Origin of the sequence: Kyrpidia tusciae DSM 2912 (genome assembly GCF_000092905.1) — a bacterium.
Lineage (GTDB): Bacteria > Bacillota > Bacilli > Kyrpidiales > Kyrpidiaceae > Kyrpidia > Kyrpidia tusciae.
In genome coordinates this window covers 1,058,550-1,080,201 of record NC_014098.1, presented here as the reverse complement: position 1 = coordinate 1,080,201, position 21,652 = coordinate 1,058,550, and the positions used below count along the sequence as shown (strand labels likewise).

Annotated in this window: 18 protein-coding genes; 2 read left to right on the top strand and 16 right to left on the bottom strand. The window is 58.1% G+C overall.

Annotation, left to right across the window (positions count from 1 at the left end; genetic code table 11):
- The first annotated feature begins 81 nt into the window (after positions 1–81).
- Positions 82–798, top strand: a complete 717-nt coding sequence (locus BTUS_RS05400; RefSeq protein ID WP_013075103.1) for an N-acetylmuramoyl-L-alanine amidase — start codon at positions 82–84, stop codon at positions 796–798.
- On the opposite strand, the gene BTUS_RS16730 is transcribed toward BTUS_RS05400, so the two are convergent.
- From BTUS_RS16730 to BTUS_RS05330, 13 genes are all read right to left on the bottom strand, one after another.
- Positions 764–1,840, bottom strand: a complete 1,077-nt coding sequence (locus tag BTUS_RS16730; protein WP_013075102.1) for an ABC transporter ATP-binding protein — start codon at positions 1,838–1,840, stop codon at positions 764–766. The genes BTUS_RS05400 and BTUS_RS16730 overlap by 35 nt on opposite strands.
- Positions 1,837–2,583, bottom strand: coding sequence for an ABC transporter permease subunit (locus BTUS_RS05390; protein ID WP_013075101.1), 747 nt, complete (start codon positions 2,581–2,583; stop codon positions 1,837–1,839). The genes BTUS_RS16730 and BTUS_RS05390 overlap by 4 nt, the downstream gene beginning before the upstream one ends.
- 85 nt (positions 2,584–2,668) lie before the next feature.
- Positions 2,669–3,178, bottom strand: a complete 510-nt coding sequence (locus BTUS_RS05385) for an N-acetyltransferase (RefSeq protein ID WP_013075100.1) — start codon at positions 3,176–3,178, stop codon at positions 2,669–2,671.
- 119 nt (positions 3,179–3,297) lie between these two features.
- Positions 3,298–3,801, bottom strand: coding sequence for a hypothetical protein (locus BTUS_RS18650; protein WP_013075099.1), 504 nt, complete (start codon positions 3,799–3,801; stop codon positions 3,298–3,300).
- Between the two features lie 164 nt (positions 3,802–3,965).
- The gene (locus BTUS_RS05375; protein WP_013075097.1) at positions 3,966–4,922 is read right to left on the bottom strand and encodes a DUF6114 domain-containing protein; all 957 of its coding nucleotides are present in this window, start codon (positions 4,920–4,922) and stop codon (positions 3,966–3,968) included.
- Between the two features lie 189 nt (positions 4,923–5,111).
- Positions 5,112–5,720 carry a DUF6230 family protein gene (locus BTUS_RS05370; protein ID WP_013075096.1) on the bottom strand — a complete coding sequence of 203 codons (609 nt, stop codon included), beginning with the start codon at positions 5,718–5,720 and terminating at the stop codon, positions 5,112–5,114.
- 264 nt (positions 5,721–5,984) lie between these two features.
- Entirely contained in the window at positions 5,985–6,356 is a 372-nt protein-coding gene (locus BTUS_RS05365; RefSeq protein WP_013075095.1) for a hypothetical protein, read from the bottom strand.
- A gap of 104 nt (positions 6,357–6,460) precedes the next feature.
- A complete protein-coding gene (locus BTUS_RS05360) occupies positions 6,461–7,450 on the bottom strand; it encodes a hypothetical protein (RefSeq protein ID WP_013075094.1) in 990 nt (329 codons plus the stop codon).
- 360 nt (positions 7,451–7,810) lie between these two features.
- Positions 7,811–9,562 carry an ABC1 kinase family protein gene (locus tag BTUS_RS05350; protein ID WP_013075092.1) on the bottom strand — a complete coding sequence of 584 codons (1,752 nt, stop codon included), beginning with the start codon at positions 9,560–9,562 and terminating at the stop codon, positions 7,811–7,813.
- A 261-nt stretch (positions 9,563–9,823) separates the two neighbouring features.
- On the bottom strand, positions 9,824–11,317 hold the full coding sequence (locus BTUS_RS05345; protein ID WP_041303771.1) for an aldehyde dehydrogenase family protein: 1,494 nt from the start codon (positions 11,315–11,317) through the stop codon (positions 9,824–9,826).
- Between the two features lie 10 nt (positions 11,318–11,327).
- Entirely contained in the window at positions 11,328–12,218 is an 891-nt protein-coding gene (locus BTUS_RS05340; RefSeq protein WP_013075090.1) for a R2-like ligand-binding oxidase, read from the bottom strand.
- 89 nt (positions 12,219–12,307) lie between these two features.
- Positions 12,308–13,351, bottom strand: coding sequence for an alcohol dehydrogenase family protein (locus BTUS_RS05335; protein WP_013075089.1), 1,044 nt, complete (start codon positions 13,349–13,351; stop codon positions 12,308–12,310).
- Positions 13,348–13,776, bottom strand: coding sequence for an SCP2 sterol-binding domain-containing protein (locus tag BTUS_RS05330; RefSeq protein ID WP_013075088.1), 429 nt, complete (start codon positions 13,774–13,776; stop codon positions 13,348–13,350). Before BTUS_RS05330 ends, BTUS_RS05335 begins: the two co-directional genes overlap by 4 nt.
- 643 nt (positions 13,777–14,419) lie before the next feature.
- Between BTUS_RS05330 and BTUS_RS05320 the strand changes: the two genes are divergently transcribed.
- Complete coding sequence (locus tag BTUS_RS05320) at positions 14,420–15,955, top strand: LuxR C-terminal-related transcriptional regulator (RefSeq protein ID WP_013075087.1); 1,536 nt, start codon at positions 14,420–14,422, stop codon at positions 15,953–15,955.
- 181 nt (positions 15,956–16,136) lie between these two features.
- Here the strand turns inward: BTUS_RS05320 and BTUS_RS05315 are convergent, their stop codons facing one another.
- The 3 genes from BTUS_RS05315 to BTUS_RS05305 form a co-directional block, all read right to left on the bottom strand.
- Positions 16,137–17,921 (bottom strand): acyl-CoA dehydrogenase family protein, encoded by a 1,785-nt coding sequence (locus BTUS_RS05315; RefSeq protein ID WP_013075086.1) that lies wholly within the window; start codon positions 17,919–17,921, stop codon positions 16,137–16,139.
- A gap of 69 nt (positions 17,922–17,990) precedes the next feature.
- Positions 17,991–19,169: an acetyl-CoA C-acyltransferase gene (locus tag BTUS_RS05310; protein ID WP_013075085.1), complete on the bottom strand. Its 1,179-nt coding sequence runs from the start codon at positions 19,167–19,169 to the stop codon at positions 17,991–17,993.
- A gap of 57 nt (positions 19,170–19,226) precedes the next feature.
- Entirely contained in the window at positions 19,227–21,629 is a 2,403-nt protein-coding gene (locus tag BTUS_RS05305; RefSeq protein ID WP_013075084.1) for a 3-hydroxyacyl-CoA dehydrogenase/enoyl-CoA hydratase family protein, read from the bottom strand.
- Positions 21,630–21,652 lie beyond the last annotated feature (23 nt).

The following is a 21,652-nucleotide window of genomic DNA, read 5'->3' as shown; positions in this document are numbered from 1 at the left end:
ACCTTTCTGTCCGCCTATCTGCCGACCTCAGGGCTTGCTGCATATACATGGGAGAAAGCCGACAACAAGGAGGAAGATGCGATGTTGGTGTGCCTGGACCCTGGACATGGGGGCTCCGACCCCGGGGCCACCTATGGAACCCTCTACGAGAAAACCCTCACCCTGGCCCTGGCCTTGGCGCTGGGCCGTCGCCTGGTGGACACGTATTCTGTGGATGTCATGTACACAAGACAGGACGATCGGTTCGTCGGCTTATCCGAACGGGCAAAAATCGCCAACGATGCCCGGGCAAATTTCTTTTTATCGATTCACATCAACGCCGGGGGCGGGGAAGGATATGAGGATTATATTTACCCCGGCACGGAAAAAGGATCCACCGGCCGGATCCGGGACGTGCTGCACGACTATATCGCGCATTTTCTCCAGAAACTCGGGGTGGCGGACCGGGGGAAAAAAGAAGCGGATTTTGCCGTACTCCGGGAAACCGTGATGGATGCGGTGCTCATGGAAGTCCTGTTTATCGACAGCGCCAAAGACCGGGCCCTTTTGGTCTCTCCGGAATTTCAAGACCAATTCGCCGCCGCGGCCGCCGCGGGGCTCGCCGACGCGCTGCAGCTTCCTGTCCGCGGAACCCCCACGCCGGCGCCGCCCCCCACCTCTTCCCCGGAACCACAAGTGTTATACCGCGTTCAGGTCGGCGCCTTCCATGACCGGCAGCGGGCAGATGCTCTGGCGGCCGAGCTGCGCCAAAAAGGGTATCCCGCTATTGTGTTGCCCGAATCAGTTGCGGGTCACTAGGATCGATGGAAAGCCATACCGGTTCTCCTTCGGTAAAAGCGGCCCCTGCCCAGTCCCGGTGGGGAATCATTGCGGTGACCGTCAAGGGATCGGTATTCACTTCGACAAGGACACCTCCGGGGTGCATCCGAATTCGGCCGATTGACCCCGGGAATCGATTGGGGGACGCCGCGGCGGCCTCCCCCTCTCCCCGGGGCCACACCTTCCACGCGGACTTCGGGATATAGACCCACACGTCTTCCCATTCTCGATACAACCAATTCGACCAGATCATGAGATCCACGGCCCCCTGGCCGGGATACAGGCGCACCAACATCCACGAGTGGTTTCTCTGGACGACCTGTCCCCGGAACACCCGACCTCCCCCCAAGATCGCAGCCACCTCGGGGCTGGCGGGTCGGTTCCATACGTCTTCAGTGGTGCCCTCCTGGACCAACCGGCCCTTCCAAAGCAGAGCAAGGCGGTTCGACCAGCGGAAAGCCTCCTCCACGTTTGAAACGGCCGCCACCGCCGTAACTCGGGTCTCCCGAAGCCAGCTCCCGGCAAAACTGCGCCACTGCTCTTTGCTCTCCTCGGGAATGTCCGCCGTCGGTTCATCAATCAGAATCAATCGGGGACGACTGGCCAGAGCCCGGATCAGCTCCACCCGACGCCTGTCCAAAGGGGTCAACTGCCGGGGATAGAGATCGGCTAAAGGCTCAAGGTCAGCGAGGGAGAGCCAGCGACGGGCAAGGCGGGGTCGAGGCACGACAAAGCACAGATTCCGAAAAACCGTCATATGGGGAAAAAGGCCGTCATGAGCAAAAAGAACTGCGATGTTGCGGTGCTCGACAGGCAATCCTACCACCGATCGGCCCCCGACCCGGATATCGCCTGCCACGGGTCGGACGAAACCGGCAATCGTTTCTAAAAGGAGGGTTTTCCCGGCACCCTGGGGTCCGACCAAAGTGGCAATGTCTCCTTCCCCGACAAACCATACCGGTATACGCAGGGAAAAACCGGCTTCCCCCTCTACCGTCAACCCCTCGATCTCCAGACTCAACCGCGAAACCTCCCCAGCCGTCGCCCGACCCACAGCCGTATGCCGACCACCAACACCCAGCTGAGGAGGCTAAACATGGCCCCGACTGCTGCCATCTCCACCGCTTTTTCCGTCATTCCTTGTGAAAACCATTGATAAATACCGGTGCCCACGGTCAAGGGAAAGGGCATAAAAAAGGCCAGAGCAGCGAATTCCCCGAAAGCTCGGGCAAACACCACGGCCGCCGCTCCGAGAAGCCCATCGGCGGCCAAGGGCAGAGTCACCTGTCGAAAGGTTTTGCCCGCCCCGGCTCCCAGGGTCCGGGAAACCCTCTCCAAATGAATATCAACGGCATCGAATCCTCGCCGACATTCTTCCACCGCAACCGGGAGGCTGACGAACACCATCGCCGCGATGACGAGGGCGTAGCCGGTCCAGGAAGACCCATTGCCCAGCACCCCCCCGTAGGCCATCACCAGCGCAAGCCCCACCGCCGCCTGGGGGACGTGACCCGGAATCTGTAACAACATCCGGAGCGGCCTCCGGCGAAACTCAGGGTCCCGACTCAGGCGATAACCCATCGCGATTCCAAACACCATGTCGATGGTCGTGGCGACAGCCGCCGCCACCGCTGTGCGCAGGACGATGGCCAGGACTGCCGTGGACACGGTGGCCCGCAACATCCAGGATATCCCAAGAACAAAAAGTGGCAATAGCAGAAAAATAGCCGCCACCGTCGCTGCGAGCGTTGCCGCAGTTCTCATCCGCCCCACCCCGAGCCGTTTCTGCCCTTAAGGTACCGGACGAGGAGTGCGGCGTCAACGTCGATGCCGGCCTGGGCCCCGGCGTCTACGGCTGCGTTACTTGGATGACCGGAGAAACCCGCAGCCGGGGAGAGACATTCGGCGTGACCACCCGCAAATATGCGGCTTCATCGCAGGTGGCAAATTTGCTGCAGCTGACACAGTCCTTCCAGACTTTGTGAGGCAAGGTCTGCTTCTCCACGGGGTAGAACCCGCACTTTTCAAAAAAACGCCGCTGATAGGTCAAAGCGAGCACCTGGGGGATACCTAGATGCCGAGCCTCTTCCGACAACCGATCCACCAACAGGCCCCCGATCCCCTGCCCCCGGGCATCCGGCGCCACCGCCAAGGACCGGATCTCCGCCAAATCCGCCCAAAGGATGTGCAACCCCGCGACCCCCAGCAGTCGTTCACCCTCCACCGCCACACTGAAGCATTGCAGGGATTCGTACAAGGACAGCCGGGAACGCGGGAGAAGCAACCCTTGTTGTGCATAATAATCGATCAAGGCATACATGGCGTCAACGTCTTCAACCACAGCTTTCCTCAATTCCATGCCCAAACTCCCCCATCCCCGCGGACCCAGCGTAGGGAATAAATATTCGGTGATAGTGATAAATATACACCTCACCACCGTCCGTGTCTACACTGAACCCGTCCGGGAGCGGGGGCCTGTCACCAGGTCCAAGGCTTGCCATACCCCGGCGGCGGCCCGGGCGAGGGGCCTCCCCAGCCCCCGCCGTACCCGCCCCCATATCCCCCTCCGTACCCCCCTCCGTATCCGCCGCCATACCCACCCGCACCCGGGGGAAGCCCGTAAGGTGGGCCACCTGGACCGGAGGGCGGACCACCGGGGCCGTACGGCGGACCACCGGGGCCGGGCTGGGAGAGGATCAAAGGCGTCAGGGCCAAAAGAGCCGCAAAGGGGATGAACAAAACAAACGGGTTCACCCGGCGAAGGCCCGGGTCGTCGACCCGCATCCCCTTTTCCGCGACCACCGCTTCATAAACGCGGACGTAAAGACCCGTTTCGATCACGTCCACGAGCGTGCCGCGATATACGGCAGTGCGGGTTCTGACTTCGACCCGCCTTCCTTTCCACCTTCGGCACCAGGCCCAGTCGACGGGAAACGGAATCCGCGGCGCGTGTTCGTGTGCCCACCCAACACCTTCACCCATGTGCCATTCCCCCTTTCCCTTCTCTACAACATATGGTCGCTTGCCTTACGATGTCTCGGGCGAGGGCGGAAACGCAGCTTCAACCCGGAAGTCCGGCCGGTGCTCAAGAGGATATTCGGGGCACACGAAAAAACCCAAAAGGTTGTCCATCCATGCCGCTGCCATCAGTTGACCTCGTCCTTCCCGATCGCCGCCTCTCGCGCCGCAATCTCCGGTTGCACCGGATGCGCCAACACGGGGGTAATTCGTTCCACCTCCAAGGGCGATCCGTGCCAAGCGAAAACGAGACTTCCGCCGATCACGCCCAAGAGACCTCCGACCACCAGCCCGCCCGCGGCGCCGACGAATGAAAGAATAGACAGGAGAATCAGAGTAATCCCGATCACCGAGTGAGATCTCGGAATAACGAGACTCAATAAGGCCGCAGCCGTCATACACGAACCGATCACCAATCCCGCCCACATCAGACCGCTGCCTGGCAAAAACAGAAGGGGCGCTATGCTGATTCCCACCCACAACACCAGTCCACCCGCCACGAGGCTCAACAACCCTCCCCATGCGGGACGCGATCGATTCAGAGCAAAAACGTAGCCGGGGATCATCGAAAGAAATGTGGAAATCACAAGCGGTAATGAAATCCCCATGAGCCACCGCCACCATGGCCACGGCCCGGGCACAAGCTCGATGAGAAAGTTCGACAACTCAACGCCCGCCCATGCGCCGCAGAAAGCGAGTGTGGTCGCCACAAACGCGGAACCCCGGTAGTCGGCGTAGAGATTCCGAGCTCGATGAGAACGGACCAGAGCTGCCGCCACAAATCCGAACCACGCCAAACCGCCGGCAAACCCCGCCGCAGCTCCTGCTCGCCCGGCCCCCAACAAGGAATTGCTGCCCGCGATGATTCCAGCCATGATGCCCGACGTCCCGAGCGCCAGATCAAACCGGAACGGTTCCAAGCGCCGCGCCGCCGGTTCGAGGGCAAAACCAAACAGCGCCAAACCCAACAGGGCCCCGACACCGGCCCCCACGCGTCCTTGTCCGAAGACCACGCCCCCGATAAATGCACCGGTCAATAATCCCGTTACGGCCAAGGAGCCGCAAAAATTGATCCGTCGGAACACAAAGGCCCCTCCTTTCCTCCAGTGGGGATTGGACAATGTAAAGGCGCGAAACGACCAAGTGGAAATCGGTTGCCGACTGCCGACCGCCCGCAGCACAGCACCCGTGCCGGACCCATATCAAACGGCCCCGGTTACCCGGGGCCGTCGCGCTCCCCGGATCCGAGGATCGACTGCGCTTACGCAACTGGATCAGGGGAGTTGTTTTCCGTCCTTGTCATAGACTTCGAGGCTCAAGGACATCCCGGGAATCCCGAGCGATTGCGCCACCAGACTGTGTGTGTTCAGCTGCGGTTTGACCAGGTCGATTTGGCTCGAGGTCATGCCGAGTTTGTTCAGTGGATTATCGCTGTATTTTTCCTCCATGTCAAATGTGCTGAAATTTGCTTGGTCCGCTTGAAGACCCGTTATCCTCAATTTCAATCCAGAGCCTTGCACATCCTTGGTCGCACCGATGACCACCTTGACCTTATTCATCCCAAAATTCCCCAATTCTTTGCTGACATCGAGATCTTTTGTCAGATTTAACCCTTTGATGGTCGCACTGCTCAATTCAATGGCCGCCTGCGGCCAGATCGATTGTTCCGACGTTTGTCCCAAAGCGGGATACAAATTCATCTGCTGCCCAATAATCTCATCCGCCGAGATCACGAATCCGCCGATTCCCGTCAATGGAAAAGCGGCGTACACGGTCCCCGTCAGGAACAGGGAAGCGAGCAGGACCACAAGCCCCCCCAATCCAACTCCTGACGCAGCGAAGAATCGCTTGCGATTGGTCTGCACTGCAGCCGTCGACAGCATGTAACCTCATCCCCCTTGATGTTCAAGATTATTTCCTGCATTTGTTATAGTATTGTAGAATATTAACGTTCAGCTTACTATACCGAAAAACGTGGTGATTTCATCCTTCGAATCAGGGGGCAAGAATCATCGGATCCGCCATCCCTGAAACATCGGGGCTTCCGGCCCACCGGGGTTTCTGCAGCTAAACCGGGGCCAAAAAGGGAAGTGCTGCTTTCGCAACTCCCCTCCCGGAGGACCCGCTCAGCGGCCTCTCAGTCCCGTTCAAATCCGGACGCGCTCAATCAGTTGTTCGACGGAGGCCCGAAGTTCACGAACCTCCGTTTCCAGACGCTGCAGCCTTTCTTCCAACTGACAGGCCTCGCGCTGACAGACGCCGCACCGGGAACTGGTCGAGATATCCTTTCGTGCGGAGCGCCATCGTTGAAACCGCTCGAACAACAACAAAAGACTCGGATCGTTGACCACCACGTCGAGGATCGCATCCTCAAAACTTTCCTTGTACCCCGGCATACCGTGGTCTTTGCCGTACAAAAGGTGTTTTTGCAGCAGCTTCTGGATTTGTGGATTATGAGGTCCCCCGCTTTGTCGATAAAAGGCTTCAATTCGTTGCTCCATCGTCATTTTCTTGCCCACGAGACATCCCCCTCCTCTCTCGTTTTCGTTCGATCTGTTTCACAACCCGGCTCTATCCATGGCGCTTTGCGAAGATCCCGGATGCAAAAGGCCCCCTGTTGAACTCACCTCTCGGGAACAGCCTCGGGACTTTGACTTGACCCAGCACTGCCGAATCCGGGCGATGTTCCCGATGAGGTTAGAAACCCTGAGGGGTCGAGTTGCCCCAATTGTCGGAGCAGGCCGCTGAAGGGAGCGATCGGCGCTCCCGACGGCCGCCCGGTTGTTTCCGAATTGGGCTGAACGGACGATGGGGGATTGGATTGGACCGCACCGGAGGGGGGTTCCATTCCGCCACTCGGCGGCTCCGACCGGTCGGAAGCCGGCAGATGTGGTTCGGGGACCTCCCCTCGGCCGGACCCTGTCTCCACCGAGCCGGATGTTGTCTCTGCCGATCCTGCCTCGGGGTTCCTCGAGGCTTCCGCCTCCTTTCCGCCGTCGCGTTGCGGACCGGAGGGGGCCTCTCCCTTCGCTTGTCCCCCGGCTCCCGATGAGTCGCCGGACAACAATCCATTCAGTAAATCGACCACTCCTTCGCCGTTGATCACGGTCAGAGATCGCAGATCGATGATGGGGGCCGTCCCAGAATCCTCAATCCCCTTGTCCGTATGCAGTTTCATGGAAGGCATGAAGACATGGCCGGCGGTCAGTCTGGTGCAGCGCAGAAAAACATCTCGGAGCGTCAGTTGAGGAAAGGGTACATCCAACTTCAAACCGGCCCCTCGCAGCCCCAGTGCAGTGGTATCCGCGAGCAAACCCTCCAAAACCGCTGGGCCCGTACTGTCGATGCGCATCCCCCAGGGAAATCCGGCGGACGTTTGCGACTGGTTGCCGATCACGCGAAGGCCGTATGCGGTGGCTCGGTGGATTCGCAGCCGGATCACCAGCCCCCCGTCACCGCCCATCGCCAAACTGGGCAACAGTCCCTGCACTTCAATCCGGTCGGCACGCACGACGATGCCCGAATCCTGGTCGACCGCCGCTCCCCGTTGCGGAACACCGGCTCCTATGAGGGCTGCCAAGATCGCCAGAGTTCCCGCCACTGACCGGGACACTCGTCGTCTCCCTTTCCTGTTCACCGACACCACCGACTTCCGGTCCGGGTTCCTTTCTCGGGCGGGAACCGGAGCCCCCCCTGACCCGGACCTGCGCAAGCGATCCGGGAGGGCGGGGACAACGTCCCGGCTGCACCGCGACATTCCACATGCAACGTTCCTTCGATCGGCCTCAGCCACACGCCTTCCATCCTGCGAACCAAGGCACCGATGTTCGACAGGTTGAAGATCATTATCGAACACCTGCTCAGAAGTCCGGCGGATCGAAGCGTCAAACCGTCCAAGACTTCATGGACCAAACCTTTCACATCAATCACCGATCACTCCCCCTTACTGCGCTGAATCCGACTCAGCGGGACTTTAAGCTCGCCTCGATCGGACAATACGCCAAAGGACATAACAGGCGAGGAATGTTGAGGTCCACAACACTCCCGCGGCCAATCCGCGCAATCCCGGAACCGTTCCGACAGCCGACGACCCGAACGCCGTGAGAATTGTCCCTCCGACAAAAAACCCGGCCGACAACACCCCGAGTGTAAACCGGTTCACCAGTTTGTTGGCGAACACTATCGTGTCCGATGAGACTCGGTTTTCGACGATCATCTTCAAGTCATTCCAGGCCAGTTTCTCAAGTATTTTGTTGAATCTCCTAGGGAATGTTCCGATGAGTTTTGAGATTTCAGTTAAAAACCCGGCGTTGGCTCTATAGTTGAAACGCCTTGCTATCCAACGGCGCAACATTTGCACATCGGCGCTCTCCACCACGGTGTGAAAGGAGATTTCGGGACAGAGCCACCGCGCCGTCCCCTCTGCAGCCGAAAACCCTTTGGCCCAAAGCGCCAATCCATTCGGAATGCGGCAATAATTTTTCATCCCGATCACGATAATCTGGATAACAAGATTCCCCCAATTGTAACGGCTCGCCTGGTCACTGTCGGAATAATGGATGATCATCGATCGAAGTTGATCTTTCAGCTCCACGGGATTGGTATGGGGCGTCGGTTGAATAATATCCAGGGCCGCCTCTGCCGCATCCTCCGCCTGATTTAAGCGGCAGTGCAGGAGCAGCCGGAAAATCGCTTCCGTATGGATGGCATCCATCCGCCCCACCATGCCCCAGTCGATCACCACCGCTTTTTTGGTTCGCCTGTCGATCATGATGTTGGAACCATGAGGATCCGCGTGGTAAAAACCTTCACTAAATGTTTTGATATAGTAATGTGCTAAATCCAGCATTCGTTCGAATCTTTCTTCGAAACTTAAAAAATCAACCGGAAATTCCTTTAAATCCCATCCGTCGATGTATTCCATGACGAGCACTCGGGACGTGGCCTGGTACACAACGGGAATGTGTACGGTCGCAAACTCCGCCGAGATCCTCCGGTGCTCATCCATGTACTTCGCTTCGGTCTTTAGGTCCAGCTCATCCAATGAACTGCTGTAGTAATCCTCAATCAGTCCGGGCAGATCAAGAGCTGCGGCCAGATTGGACGGCAAAAAGACCTGGATTCGCCGAACCAACCGTTTGATGATCCGAATATCAGTCTCAAACAGCTTATCCACCGCCGGCCGGACCACTTTAACGGCACACATCCGCCCATCCCGAAGTTGTGCTTGATAAACTTGAGCCAACGAGGCGGAACCAAGGGGTTCGACGCGAATCCATTCGAAAGTCTCCAATCCGCCGGCCAGTTCATCATCAAGAATGGCGGCGATATACGGGAAGGATATGGGCGGAACCCGATCCAACAACTCGGCCAATTCTGCAGTGATCGGCTCTGGAAGCAGCTCCTGGCGGGTGACCAAAACCTGGCCCAGCTTAATGAAAGTCGGTCCCAACTCTTCGAACACCCGTCGCAGCCTACGACCGATTTGACGAAGTTGTCCCGCTTCCTCCACAGAACACTGTCGGTCCCAACGTTTCCACCATGTGCGGTCCTGCAGCACATGGAGCAAACCGTGCTTCGCCAGGGTTCCGACGATTGCCCGGTATCGTCCGCCCTTGGTGATCCTGCTTCGCATCTGTTCTATTTCTCTTCGCAATTGCTGTTTTTCATGGGGCGGCAGCCGCGTTCCGGTTACCTGAATGCTCTCCACCGAACTCGAATCCACTTTTTCTAACCTCCCATTTTTCATGGTCCGAATCCCCAGAACGCGGGAAGTCCGGGTACGAAACGGAGCCTACCTGCCACCGATAGGCTCCTTGCACCACTCGATCTCCGCTCAGCTGTACCAAACCCATTCCCTCGATGCCCGGTGACTCTCTGCGTCTTGGGGCATGTGCCCGAGACCGCCGCCGTATTCGACATGCACCTCCACAGAGCCGCACGGGTGGCTCTCTTGTGCACAACCCGGAGAGAGGGGTTCAGACCGTCAGGTGAGATTCACCCAAACACTTTTCATTTCGGTGTAGTGTTCGAGCGCATACCGGCCCATTTCCCTTCCCAGACCGCTTTGCTTGAATCCGCCCCACGGACTGGTGGGATCAAGAAGATTATAGCCGTTGATCCACACCGTCCCCGCCCGCAATTCATGGGCTACACGAATGGCCCGCCTGACATCCGACGTCCAGATGCCTGCGGCCAGGCCGTACTCCGTGTCATTCGCTCTTCGGACCACATCCCGCACGTCTTCAAAAGGCATCACCGCCAGCACCGGGCCAAAGACTTCTTCCCTGGCAATGGTCATGTCGTCGCGCGCCTCCAGCACCGTCGGTTCTACAAAGTAGCCCGAAGACCCTTTGCGAACTCCGCCCGTCAACCGTTTCGCGCCTTCCTCCAAGCCTTTCTCAATGTATCCCAACACCCGGTTCATGTGCTGTTCGCTCACCAATGGCCCCATTTGGGTGGCAGGATCCACCCCGGCGCCTTGGCGAATGGTTTTGGCGCGCCGCACGATCGCCTCCAGCACCCGGTCGTAAACCTGTTTGTGCAAATAAAGTCGCGATCCCGCGCAACAAACTTCCCCTTGGTTAAAAAAGATGCTCATCATGATTCCGCCGGCCACCATGTCCAGATCCGCATCCGGGAACACAATATTGGGGGATTTTCCTCCCAACTCCAAGGAAAGGCGCTTGAAATCCGCCGCTGACGCATGAACAATTTCCCTCCCCACTCGAGTGGAACCGGTAAAACTGATCTTGTCCACTCCGCGGTGGTGAGTCAGAGCGGCGCCCGCCGTGTGCCCGTACCCGGGCACAACATTGAGAACCCCGGGCGGTATGCCGGCCTCAAGAGCCAGTTCTCCGAGGCGCAGAGCTGTCAGAGGTGTCAATTCCGACGGCTTTAATACAACTGTGTTCCCGCACGCCAAAGCCGGCGCAACTTTCCACGAGGTGATCATCAGGGGAAAGTTCCAAGGTACAATGGCCCCCACCACGCCCACGGGCTCCCGCCGGGTATACACCAGGTACTGGCCGGGCATGGAAACAGGAAGGTTTTCCCCGCTCAACTTTGTCGTCCACCCGGCAAAATAGCGAAAGTGGTCAATGGCATACGGAATGTCCACCGCGGAGGTCTCGGCTATGGGTTTGCCGGTATCCAAAGACTCCAACTGACTCAATTCCTCCGCGTGGGCCTCCAGGAGATCGGACAACCTCCACAGCAGGCGCGCCCGCTCCATCGGGCTGATGTTCTTCCAGGGACCGTCGAGCGCCCGCCTGGCCGCCTGCACCGCCGCCTCCACATCCGGGTCATCCGCTGCGTACAACGTACACAAAACTTCACCCGAAGCCGGATCCACACTTTGAAACGTCTGACCGGAGGCCGAAGGCACCCACCGGCCGCCGATCAACATCTTTTTTGGGCCGGATTCCATAAACGTCCGGACGCGATCCAACACCACCGGGAGTTTGAGGGTGCTCGTCATCGCCCGCACCTCACGAGAGAACACCGATTTCCTGTTCGCTGATTCCGTAGATTTCATCGACGGACCTGTCCTTGGCCCGCTCCAGCACGTCCATGCGAATCTGAAATTGTTTGGTTGCGTATTGCACAAACTCTTCCGGGTCCAATCCAAAGGGATGCGGTCCCTCTCCTAAAAGTTCGTTCACAACTCCAATGGCATATGGCAGAAGCTCTCCCATCTTGTTATTGATCGTTTTCCAGACGTTTTCATTCTCCGCAATCAATCTGGACAATAGATAGGTTCCGTAGCCGATGTGACGTGATTCATCCCGTTTCAGATATTCCACAGCCTTTAACAACCCGGGCATCTTACCTTGTCTGCCCAACGCATTGGAGAATCCGTGATAACCTGTCTCGGCCAAAACCCCTTCCACAATCATATTGTAGGTGACGGACGCCTCGGCCTGAGCCTCAGGCGATGGGTCATGGATCAACCGTTCCATCGCCTGGGGGAGATACTCATAAAAAACTTTTTTATAATTCTCTTTATGATAGATCGCTAAATCTCCGCGGTATTCGGCCACTTCATCCAGAAACAGGCGAAATGATTCCGTGTGTTTGGCCTCTTCAAAAAGAAAGGTCGTCAGATACATTTCTTCCTCCAAACGCCCTTCGGAGGCCACCACGCGAATCAGAGGAAGGAGATCTCGAGTCACCGCCTCTTCACCGGCTTGAAATAAGGAGCAGAGTTTCAGGATCAACTCCTTTTGGTCCGTCGTGAGGGTTTTCCAGTCCTCCCGGTCCTGGGTGAAATCCAATTCTTTCGGGTCCCAAATCCCCAATTTTTTCGCCTTGTGATACAATCGCATCGGCAAAATCTCCTGGTTCAGGCCCCGCTCGCTTGTCGTCGCAAAGACGCGCATCCTTGATCCCCCCATACAGATGATTGAGGCTCCCGCCCTGTTCCCAAAAGATGTTGCCTCCTCCGGCCACATCTGTACCTGCGGCTTTCTCAACTCATTGTCAACATCACTTTCCCCGCTTGTCTCTGGTCGAACAGGCGATATCCTTCGGCGGCCGCTTCCAACGGCAAACGGTGAGTAATCACCACCGTCGGATCAATGCGCCCCCCGCGAATCAAGGCGAGAACCGCATCGATGTCCCGATGGACATTGGCCACTCCAATTCGGAAGGTCAGATCCTTGACCAAGCTTTGCATGAGCGGAAAGACGAACCGATCTTCGGAAGTAATCCCGACCGCTGAGATGCGCCCGCCTCCCCGGACCAATTCGAACGCCAGTTGAAGAGTCGCGGGACCGCCCACCGCTTCGATCACAACATCCGCCCCTTCACCGTGGGTCCATTCACGGATCTTTGACGCGGGGTTGACTTCCTTCGATGGAATGGGAACGGCCCCCAGGCGAGCCGCCACCTCCGTTCGCTCCCGAACCAGATCGACGGCGAACACACGGGAAGCGCCGAGAGCCAAGGCGCTCATCACAGCCATCATACCCACCGGCCCGCATCCAATGACGGCAACTGTCTCACCGGGCGACAATCCACTGTTGCGCACTGCTCCGTAGGCGGTGGTCAGAATATCTCCCGCGAAGAGCGCTTGTTCATCGCTCAACCCTTCGGGCACCTTTCGGAGGGTGTAATCTGCAAAAGGAATCCTCGCGTATTCGGCTTGGGTGCCCCCGAGATTACCGAAGGCCATCCCATAACCGAGCACTCCGCCCTGTTCGCATTGATTATACGCCCCGCGCCGGCATTGCCGACAGAATCCACAGGCCACGTGGAAGGCTCCCACCACGCGATCGCCCTGTCGAAAGGCCCGGACCTGGGATCCCACCTCTTCCACAATCCCCACGTATTCATGGCCCATCACCATGCCAGGCAACATTCCCGGAATCTTCCCGTGATACAGGTGAAGATCCGAACCACAAACAGCAGCCGTCGTCACTCGCAGGATCACGTCGGACGGATCCAGGATGGCGGGGTCATTCACCGTTTCAACCCTGACCTCACCGACTCCTTGGAAAGTCACCGCCTTCATCGCAAACCCTCCGGCAATTCCGCCTCGATATCAATCGCCGTCTCCACCAGGTATTTGGCCGCTATCACATACCCGGAGAGGGTGGACATGTTTCCTTTCGTCAACTTCAGCCTTCCCCGCATAATCGCAGTTATCGGCTCCAATTCACGATCCAACACTTGTTTCCACGTGTACGGATCGGCGCTGATCACATAGGGTGCCGTCTCCTGATCCTCCGGGGTCGCCACCCTGGCCTCTCGACACTCCCCATGCCACAAATCCAGGTACACCGCACGATCCTCCGCCAAGCCAACCGACGGATCCTGCTCCATAACGAGTACCAAGGGCCACTCCCACGTTTGGGCCGATTGGCGGTATTGCACGCTTTGATTTAATCTTTCTCCCCATTGTTGGGCCCACTCTGATCCGAAGACGGGTACACCCACCGAAATTCCCCCTTCTGTCATCGAAGTTTTATTGGATCTTCACGGTTTATTCTACATTTTTTCGTAAATCATCGTACCCCTGAAACCAGGGAAGTTTAACCCATTGATTTTCGTGTGCTGCGGGCCGAGATTCATTTCCCGGATCGCCCCCTCCATTCCTCAAAAATAAATACTTCATCGACTGTTAATTGTATTTTTTATTCTTGATTAAAAATATCAGGGTTCATTGGAAAAAGATTGTTTTGATCAGTTGATTTTGACTGGTTGGACATATACAATGACTTTACCCATCCGCACACCGTCAAACATCCCTGTCAACGCCCGGCGCGAAGCGGTCGCCAACTCCTTCGGCAACTCACCACGTACCGAGGAATCACCTCAGCCGCCACTTTTCCGGTTGGCTCGACGTACAGGTGGGGAAAAACATCGACGATCTCAATCGGAAAAATCAACAGGCCGGCACGGTTCACCGGGACGGAGCGGAAAACGTCCAAGCGATGTCCGTCAACCGGTCACCGCCATAAACCGAAGGGACGGGTGTGAGTCTGCCAGTCATGCGGATGACGGCCCCACGGGGGCGTCGCGAAGGCGCTCCTCACCCGGATGATCCACAACAACCGGTCGAAAAAAGGGGGATTTGACCATGTTTGTTCAAGACCCTGTCTTTGCCCTTCCCTTGCTGTCCAACCGATTGTGGGACAAAGTCGTCGACCAAGTCGGCAAGGGACACTCGGAGATCCTCATGCCCTGGACCGTCAAGCTCAACACCATGGAGCTCACAGATCACCAAAAAGAAGTCGTCCAGGACTTGTTGGTGTTTCTTCTTCAGCAATTGCACACGGCGCGAAAGCATCCGTCGACATTGTTTTATCGGTTTCAAACCTATTTGGTCGATCATCACCAGATGCTGGAATCCGTTCATGTATTGGCGACCGTTGCCCATTTCGAAGAAACGGTGTGCAAAGTTCTGCGCCGAAGGCTCGACCGAACGGATGCAGAATTGGGGTGTGCATGGATCCGCAACCTGGTCTTGAATTTGTATTACATCACCTTCGAAGTCGCCTATCTGCCGGCAGGTCCGTTCCCGGAAAACAATGAGGAATGGACATCTCCTTTGGTCAGACTGTTGAACCGCATGTCGTTGAAAGAAAGGTGGCAATGGGTGGCGCTATTTACGTCGGAACCCGAAGTCCGGATCCTCGAATTGGCCGTACGGGAAACCGAGGGGCGTGATTGGAAGTCGACCGCCGTCCAGCCGGATCTCACCCAGCAGATTCTCACCGGTTTATACGGCCATGATCCCGGGATCTGCCGACAAACTGTGGTTCCAGGCATCGGACTGGCCGCCGCAGGCAGCACGAGTCCCTCATCGCATCACCGACTGAACCAGATCGCCCAGTGGTTAAGAGTAGCCTTTGACCTGTCGACTCGTCTGGTCGACACGACGCCCTCCCTGAAAGCCCACCGCCTTCGACTGTACGAGGCTGTCCTTCAATTTGATGAAATCCTCCTCCAGTCCAAGAATCTGGAGGAAATTATCACTTCGACAGTGGAAAAAACGTGTCGAATCGGGGGGTTTCGCCGCAGCGCTCTCTTCTGGTACACCCCGCTCACCCGGTCGGTGTACGGCGTACATGCCTTCAACATCCCCAGAGAGAACATTCAGTGCATCCGCGAACCTGTGGAAAATCTGTCCGGGATTCAAGAGGTGTTCGAGAAGATGAAACCGGTTCATTTTGAGAACATTCACCGGAGATTGCCGGATCATTACGTGGAGTCATTCCATCTATCTTCCCTGTTGGTCTGTCCTATCCCTGTCGTTGGAGAACGGCAGGTCGCAGTACTGTTGCTGGATCAGGATGGAACGCCTTTTCAGGCGGATGAAGGGACCCTATTCGCTCTGGACACCATGATGTCGAGGGCTGCCAAAGCTATGTCAGCCCGATTGGCCGAACCGGCAACCAAAGTGGGAATCCCCTCCTCCGGGGTATTGACTCCCCGGGAACAACAGATTCTCCAGTTCATTGCAGACGGTTTGGATACAAAGGAAATCTCTCAACACCTCCACCTCAGTGAATACACGGTATCGGAATATGTGAGGGCCATCCTCAGAAGATTACAGGTGCCCAATCGGTCGGCAGCTGTAGCCAAAGCCATGCGCCAGAATATCATCCAATGAACTCGCCGGCGAGCACCCCTGCCTTTGGCCAGCAGACTCGTGCTGCCTCGCCTGCAGCGGACTTTCACCACCCAGTCAACGCCCATGCCGGGCGCACGGGAGAGGCCGGCCCCGCCTTTTGCAGGAGCCGGCCTCTCTTCGGATGCCCCACCCAATGCCGCCGAGCATCCGGGAACGGCGCTTACTGCACCACGTATTTTTCGGCATCGAGAATCCGGGCCGCAATCCGCCGCTTCAGGGCCGCGATGTTCACCGGAGTTCTCCGGGCCAATTTTCTCAGTCCCGCCAGCACCATCGCGAGAGTTTGCCCCTCTTCCACCGCCGCAAGAACCGACCGGGCGGTCGTCTCCAAGTGGTCAAAACCCTCATAAACCTGGCAGCGGGCCATATCGGCCATCAGCCCGGCCTTCTCTTCCCCGTGGGCCTGGGCGAATTTCACCGCCCGAAGCACCGCGCTCTCCATGGCAAAGATGTCGATGACCAAATCGGCCAAACCAGCGAGGACTTCTTGTTCCTCTTCCAACTTCGTCTGATATTTTTGCACTGCTGTGCCCGCCGCCAGAAGGAAAATCTTCTTCGCCTGTTCAATCAGGCCCCGCTCGACTCCCAGGAACCCGCCGTCCTCCACCCCGGTAACAGTCCCGGACATGAGTTCGCCCTGCAGCTGTTGCGCCTTTTGCAGCAGGGGCAGCTCGCCCTTCATGACCTTGCGCATCAACATGCCGGGGATCAACATGCGGTTGATCTCATTCGTCCCCTCAAAAATTCGATTGATCCGGGAATCCCGGTAGATTCGCTCGGCACCGTATTCAGCGATAAACCCGTAGCCGCCGTGAATCTGGACGTTCTCATCCGCCACGGCGTCGAGCACCTCGGAGCCGAACACCTTATTGATGGAACATTCCAAAGCGTACTCCCCGATGGCCGCAGCGGCCTGCATGCCCACCTCGTCCTGGGTGAGGTCAAAATCCTGCAGCTGCCGGTCAAACAACCCCACCGTCCGGTAAATCACAGACTCCGCCGCAAAGGTGCGAACCGCCATAGTGGCCAATTTGTTCTGAATGAGCGGAAACTCGGCGATGGGTTTGCCGAATTGGCTTCGTTCCTTGGCGTATTTTGCAGACATGGCCAGGGCGATCTTCGAAGACCCGACACAGCCCGCGGCCAATTTGTAACGGCCGATGTTCAGGATATTGAAGGCGATCAGATGGCCCTTGCCGATCTGGCCCAACACATTCTCCACCGGAACCGGCACATCTTCAAGGATGAGCTGCCGGGTGGAAGAGCCCTTGATCCCCATCTTCTTCTCTTCCGGACCGGTGGAAACCCCGGGGAATCCGCGCTCGACGATGAAGGCGGTGAATTTTTCCCCGTCCACCTTGGCGTAGACGATAAACAGGTCGGCAAACCCGGCGTTGGTGATAAACTGCTTCGTGCCGTTGAGGATATAGTGGGTACCTTCGGCATTTAACACCGCCGTGGTTTTCGCCCCGAGGGCGTCCGATCCCGAGGTGGGTTCGGTCAGGGCGTAAGCGGACAGCCACTCGCCGGACGCGAGCTTTGGAAGATATTTTTCCTTCTGGGCCTTATTGCCGAAATACACGATGGGAAGGGTCCCGATGCCGACGTGAGCCCCATGGGAAAGGGCGAAGGCCCCGCCATAGGTGACGTACTCGGTAATCAGGGTGGAACTGATCTTGTCCAGTCCAAGGCCCCCGTATTCCTCGGGGACATCCGCGCCAAGCAGCCCCAGCTCTCCAGCCTTTTTCAACAACCCGACGGTGACGTCAAAATTCTGGGCTTCGATCTCGGCATCCCGGGGTTGCACCTCGCCGACGCAAAAATCGTACGTGGTCTTGGCGATCATGCGGTGCTCCTCGGTAAAATCCTCCGGTGTAAACACACTGGCAGGATCCACCGGGCCCACCAAAAATTCTCCACCCTTGACCTTTTTTTGTTCTTCCATGATGCCACTCCTCTCTCGATCGTTGCTATGACGTCCCGAGACGACATCCCGGGACGCTTTGACCAAGCACTAGGGGCGTTCAAATACTCCGGCCGCCCCCATGCCTCCTCCGATACACATGGTAACCACCCCGTAGCGGCTGCCCCGGCGGCGCATCTCGTTCATCAGGGAGACGGTCAACTTCGAGCCGGTGCAGCCCAGGGGATGGCCCAAAGCGATGGCCCCTCCGTTGACGTTGGTCTTTTCCGGATCCATCCCGAGTTTCCGCATCACCGCCAGGGACTGGGCGGCAAATGCTTCGTTGAGCTCAAAAAGATCGATGTCGTCGATGGACAGGCCGGCCTTTTTCAGGGCTTTGGGCACCGCCTCTACGGGCCCGATGCCCATGATATCCGGGTCGACGCCCCCCACGGCAAAACTGCGGAAAATCAGTTTTGGCTCCAAGCCGAGCTGCGCCGCCCGTTCGGCGGACATGACCACCACCGCCGCCGCGCCGTCACTGGTCTGGGAGGAATTGCCCGCTGTCACGGTGCCGTCCTTGGCAAAGGCCGGACGCAGTTGCGCCAAAGCCTCCAGGGAGGTATCCCGGCGCACCCCTTCGTCTTCGACGAACTCAAAGGACGTTTTCACCACTTTGCCGTCATCACCCACCACCGTGCGGGTCACCGGGACCGGAACAATCTCGTCACGACACAGTCCCTCGTCAATCGCCCGGGCGGCCCGCTGATGGCTGCGAAGCGCAAAAGCATCCTGATCCTCCCGGCTCACGTCAAACCTCCGGGCCACCTGCTCCGCCGTGAGCCCCATGGACAAATACACCTGGGGATAATGTTCGACCAGATAGGGATTTGGGCGCACGGTGTGGCCGGTCATGGGGACCAGGCTCATGCTCTCCACGCCCCCGGCCACGATCACGTCTGCAAATCCGGCCATGATTCTCTCCGCCGCCATGGCGATCGTCTGAAGCCCCGATGAACAGAATCGATTGACAGTCACTCCGGGCACCGATGTCGGCAAACCCGCTCTCAAGGCCACGATCCGCCCGAGGTTCATCCCCTGTTCTGCTTCAGGAATGGCGCAACCGATGATCACATCCTCCACTTCGGCGGGTTCCACCTGCGGCACCCGGCGCAGGGCTTCGGCCACCACGAGCCCCGCGAGGTCCTCCGGCCGGGTTTCGCGCAAGGCACCCTTCGGGGCCTTGCCCACCGCGGTGCGCACCCCGGACACAATCACTGCTTCCCGCATCGCTCTCCCCCTCTTCATCTCCCGATCTCATCTGCGCAGTTTTTATCTTCTCCATCACTAATTCCGCAGCGGTTTATTGTGTTTGAGCATATAGGCCATTCGCTCCTGGGTCTTGGGCTCCCCGGCCAGGGACAAAAACGCCTCCCTTTCCAGATCGAGCAGGTACTGTTCCGATACGAGAGTCCCTGCGGGCACACTCCCGCCCGCCAACACCCAGGCCAACTTCTTCGCAATCTTCTCGTCGTGTTCGCTGATATATCCGCCCATGCGCAGCGTGTACGCCCCCACCGCCATGACGGCATAGCCGGGTTCTCCCACGACCGGGATCTTTCTCCTGACGGGCGGCCGGTACCCGTTCTCCGCCAACTGAAGGACTTTGCGCTTGGCATCGTACAACAAAGTGTCAGGGTTGACCGAGATGCCGTCGCCGGCTCGCAGAAATCCCATCTCCTTGGCCTCCGCGGCACTGGTGCTGACCTTGGCCATGGCGATGGTTTCAAAGGTGCGATTGACGAGAGGCTGCAGGTCCACCCCGCTTTTTTCCGGGACGCCCTCGATGGCTCGAAGGAGCAACTCCTTAGTCCCTCCTCCCCCGGGAATCACGCCCACCCCGGTCTCCACCAGACCCATATAGGTCTCTGCCGATGCTTGCACCCCGGACGCCGCAAAACACACCTCGGCCCCGCCACCGAGAGTCATGGCAAAAGGCGCCGCCACCACCGGTTTGTCGAGATACTTCAGGCGCATGCCCACCTGTTGGAACTGGCGGACGGCCATCTCCACCTCATCCCATTCCTCTTCCTGGACCCCCATGAGGATGAGAAACAGGTTGGCGCCGACGGAGAAGTTTTTCGCCTGGTTTCCGATCACGAGGCCCCGCCAGTTTTTCGAGACCTCTTCCGCGGCTTTGAACATCATCTCCACCACATCCGGGCCGATGGCGTTATGTGGTGACCGAAACTCCAGGCAGGCCACCCCGTCCCCCAGATCATACAGGGCCGCCCCGCTGTTCTCCATCACCACCTTGCCCTCTTCCCTCAGCCGAGGAAGATGGATCCACTCTTTCGGTTCTTCCGTGTACCGCACGTTTTTATCCGGCATAAACCGCCCGACCCGGCCGGGCTCCTTGTGATACCAACTGTCCAGACCCTGGGCCAGAAGATCTTCCACCAGTGGGGGGATCGCCTCTCCTTCGGCCCTCATGCGCTCCACCGCCTCGCGCACCCCGATCAGGTCCCACAGTTCGAAGGGCCCCAGTTCCCAGTTGAACCCCCACTTCATCGCCCGATCCACCGCCAGGATGTCATCGGCAATCTCGGGGATCTTCGAGGCCGTGTAAAGCAGCGTCTTCTTTGTCACCTTCCAGGCGAGCGCCGACGCCCGATCCTTGCCGAACAGTAGCGCCCGAATCTTGTCGCCGAGGGACGTGGCATACTTGGCCTGGGTTAGAGACGGATACTCCGCCTTCTTTCTCGGCCGGTACTCCATCGTCGCCGGATCGAGGGTCAGGATCTCCCGTCCGGCTTCGCTCTTGACCCGTTTATAAACTCCCTGGCCCGCCTTCTCTCCAATCCAGCCGCGCTTCACCATCTCTAGAATGAACGGCGGGACCTCGAAAGCCGCTTTCTCCTCCGGGGTGGAAACATGATCCCGGACGTTGTGCGCCACGTGCACAAAGGTGTCAATGCCGACAAGGTCCAAGGTCCGAAAGACCGCGCTCTTGGGTCGGCCCATGGCCGGACCGAACACACCGTCCACATCTTCCACCGTGTACCCGTCCTCTAACATGGCCTGGACCGTGGCGAGAAGTCCATAGGTGCCGATGCGGTTGGCGATAAAATTCGGCGTGTCCTTGGCCACGACGACGCCCTTGCCCAGTACCCGAGTGGCAAACTGGCACATGTCCTCCACCACGTCGGGCCGAGTTTTCGCCGTGGGGATGATCTCCAGCAATTTCATGTACCGGGGCGGGTTGAAAAAGTGAGTGCCCAAAAAATGGGCTTGAAACTCTTCGGATCGCCCTTCCGCCATCTTCGTGATGGACACGCCGGAGGTATTCGAACTGACCACCGTGCCGGGGCGCCGATAGGCTTCAACGTGCTCGAGAAGTGCTCGCTTGGCTTCGAGATTTTCCACGATCACTTCGATAATCCATTGGCAGTCCGCAATGCGATCCAGATGGTCTTCGAAATTACCAATCCGGATCCGGTCCGCTGCGCGCTTGGTATAAAATGCCGCCGGTCTCGCTTTCAGAGCCCGCTCAAGCCCTGTTCGGGCAATTCGCAGGCGAACTTCCGGGTCATTCAAGGTCAACCCTTTGGCCTTCTCTGCCTCTGTGAGGGACGAAGGGACCATGTCGAGCAGTTCCACCTCGAGGCCCACCCCCGCCAGATGCGCTGCGATGGCCGCTCCCATCACGCCGGAGCCCAAAACCGCAACTCGGTTGATCGTTGTGGTCATTCACAATCCTCCTTACCATCTCG

Coding starts and splice junctions, on each gene's coding strand:
- BTUS_RS05400 (WP_013075103.1), top strand. CDS start 82: ATGTTGGTGTGCCTGGACCCTGGACATGGGGGCTCCGACCCCGGGGCC.
- BTUS_RS05390 (WP_013075101.1), bottom strand. CDS start 2,583: ATGAGAACTGCGGCAACGCTCGCAGCGACGGTGGCGGCTATTTTTCTG.
- BTUS_RS05385 (WP_013075100.1), bottom strand. CDS start 3,178: ATGGAATTGAGGAAAGCTGTGGTTGAAGACGTTGACGCCATGTATGCC.
- BTUS_RS18650 (WP_013075099.1), bottom strand. CDS start 3,801: ATGGGTGAAGGTGTTGGGTGGGCACACGAACACGCGCCGCGGATTCCG.
- BTUS_RS05370 (WP_013075096.1), bottom strand. CDS start 5,720: ATGCTGTCGACGGCTGCAGTGCAGACCAATCGCAAGCGATTCTTCGCT.
- BTUS_RS05345 (WP_041303771.1), bottom strand. CDS start 11,317: ATGACGAGCACCCTCAAACTCCCGGTGGTGTTGGATCGCGTCCGGACG.
- BTUS_RS05340 (WP_013075090.1), bottom strand. CDS start 12,218: ATGCGCGTCTTTGCGACGACAAGCGAGCGGGGCCTGAACCAGGAGATT.
- BTUS_RS05335 (WP_013075089.1), bottom strand. CDS start 13,351: ATGAAGGCGGTGACTTTCCAAGGAGTCGGTGAGGTCAGGGTTGAAACG.
- BTUS_RS05320 (WP_013075087.1), top strand. CDS start 14,420: ATGTTTGTTCAAGACCCTGTCTTTGCCCTTCCCTTGCTGTCCAACCGA.
- BTUS_RS05315 (WP_013075086.1), bottom strand. CDS start 17,921: ATGGAAGAACAAAAAAAGGTCAAGGGTGGAGAATTTTTGGTGGGCCCG.
- BTUS_RS05310 (WP_013075085.1), bottom strand. CDS start 19,169: ATGCGGGAAGCAGTGATTGTGTCCGGGGTGCGCACCGCGGTGGGCAAG.
- BTUS_RS05305 (WP_013075084.1), bottom strand. CDS start 21,629: ATGACCACAACGATCAACCGAGTTGCGGTTTTGGGCTCCGGCGTGATG.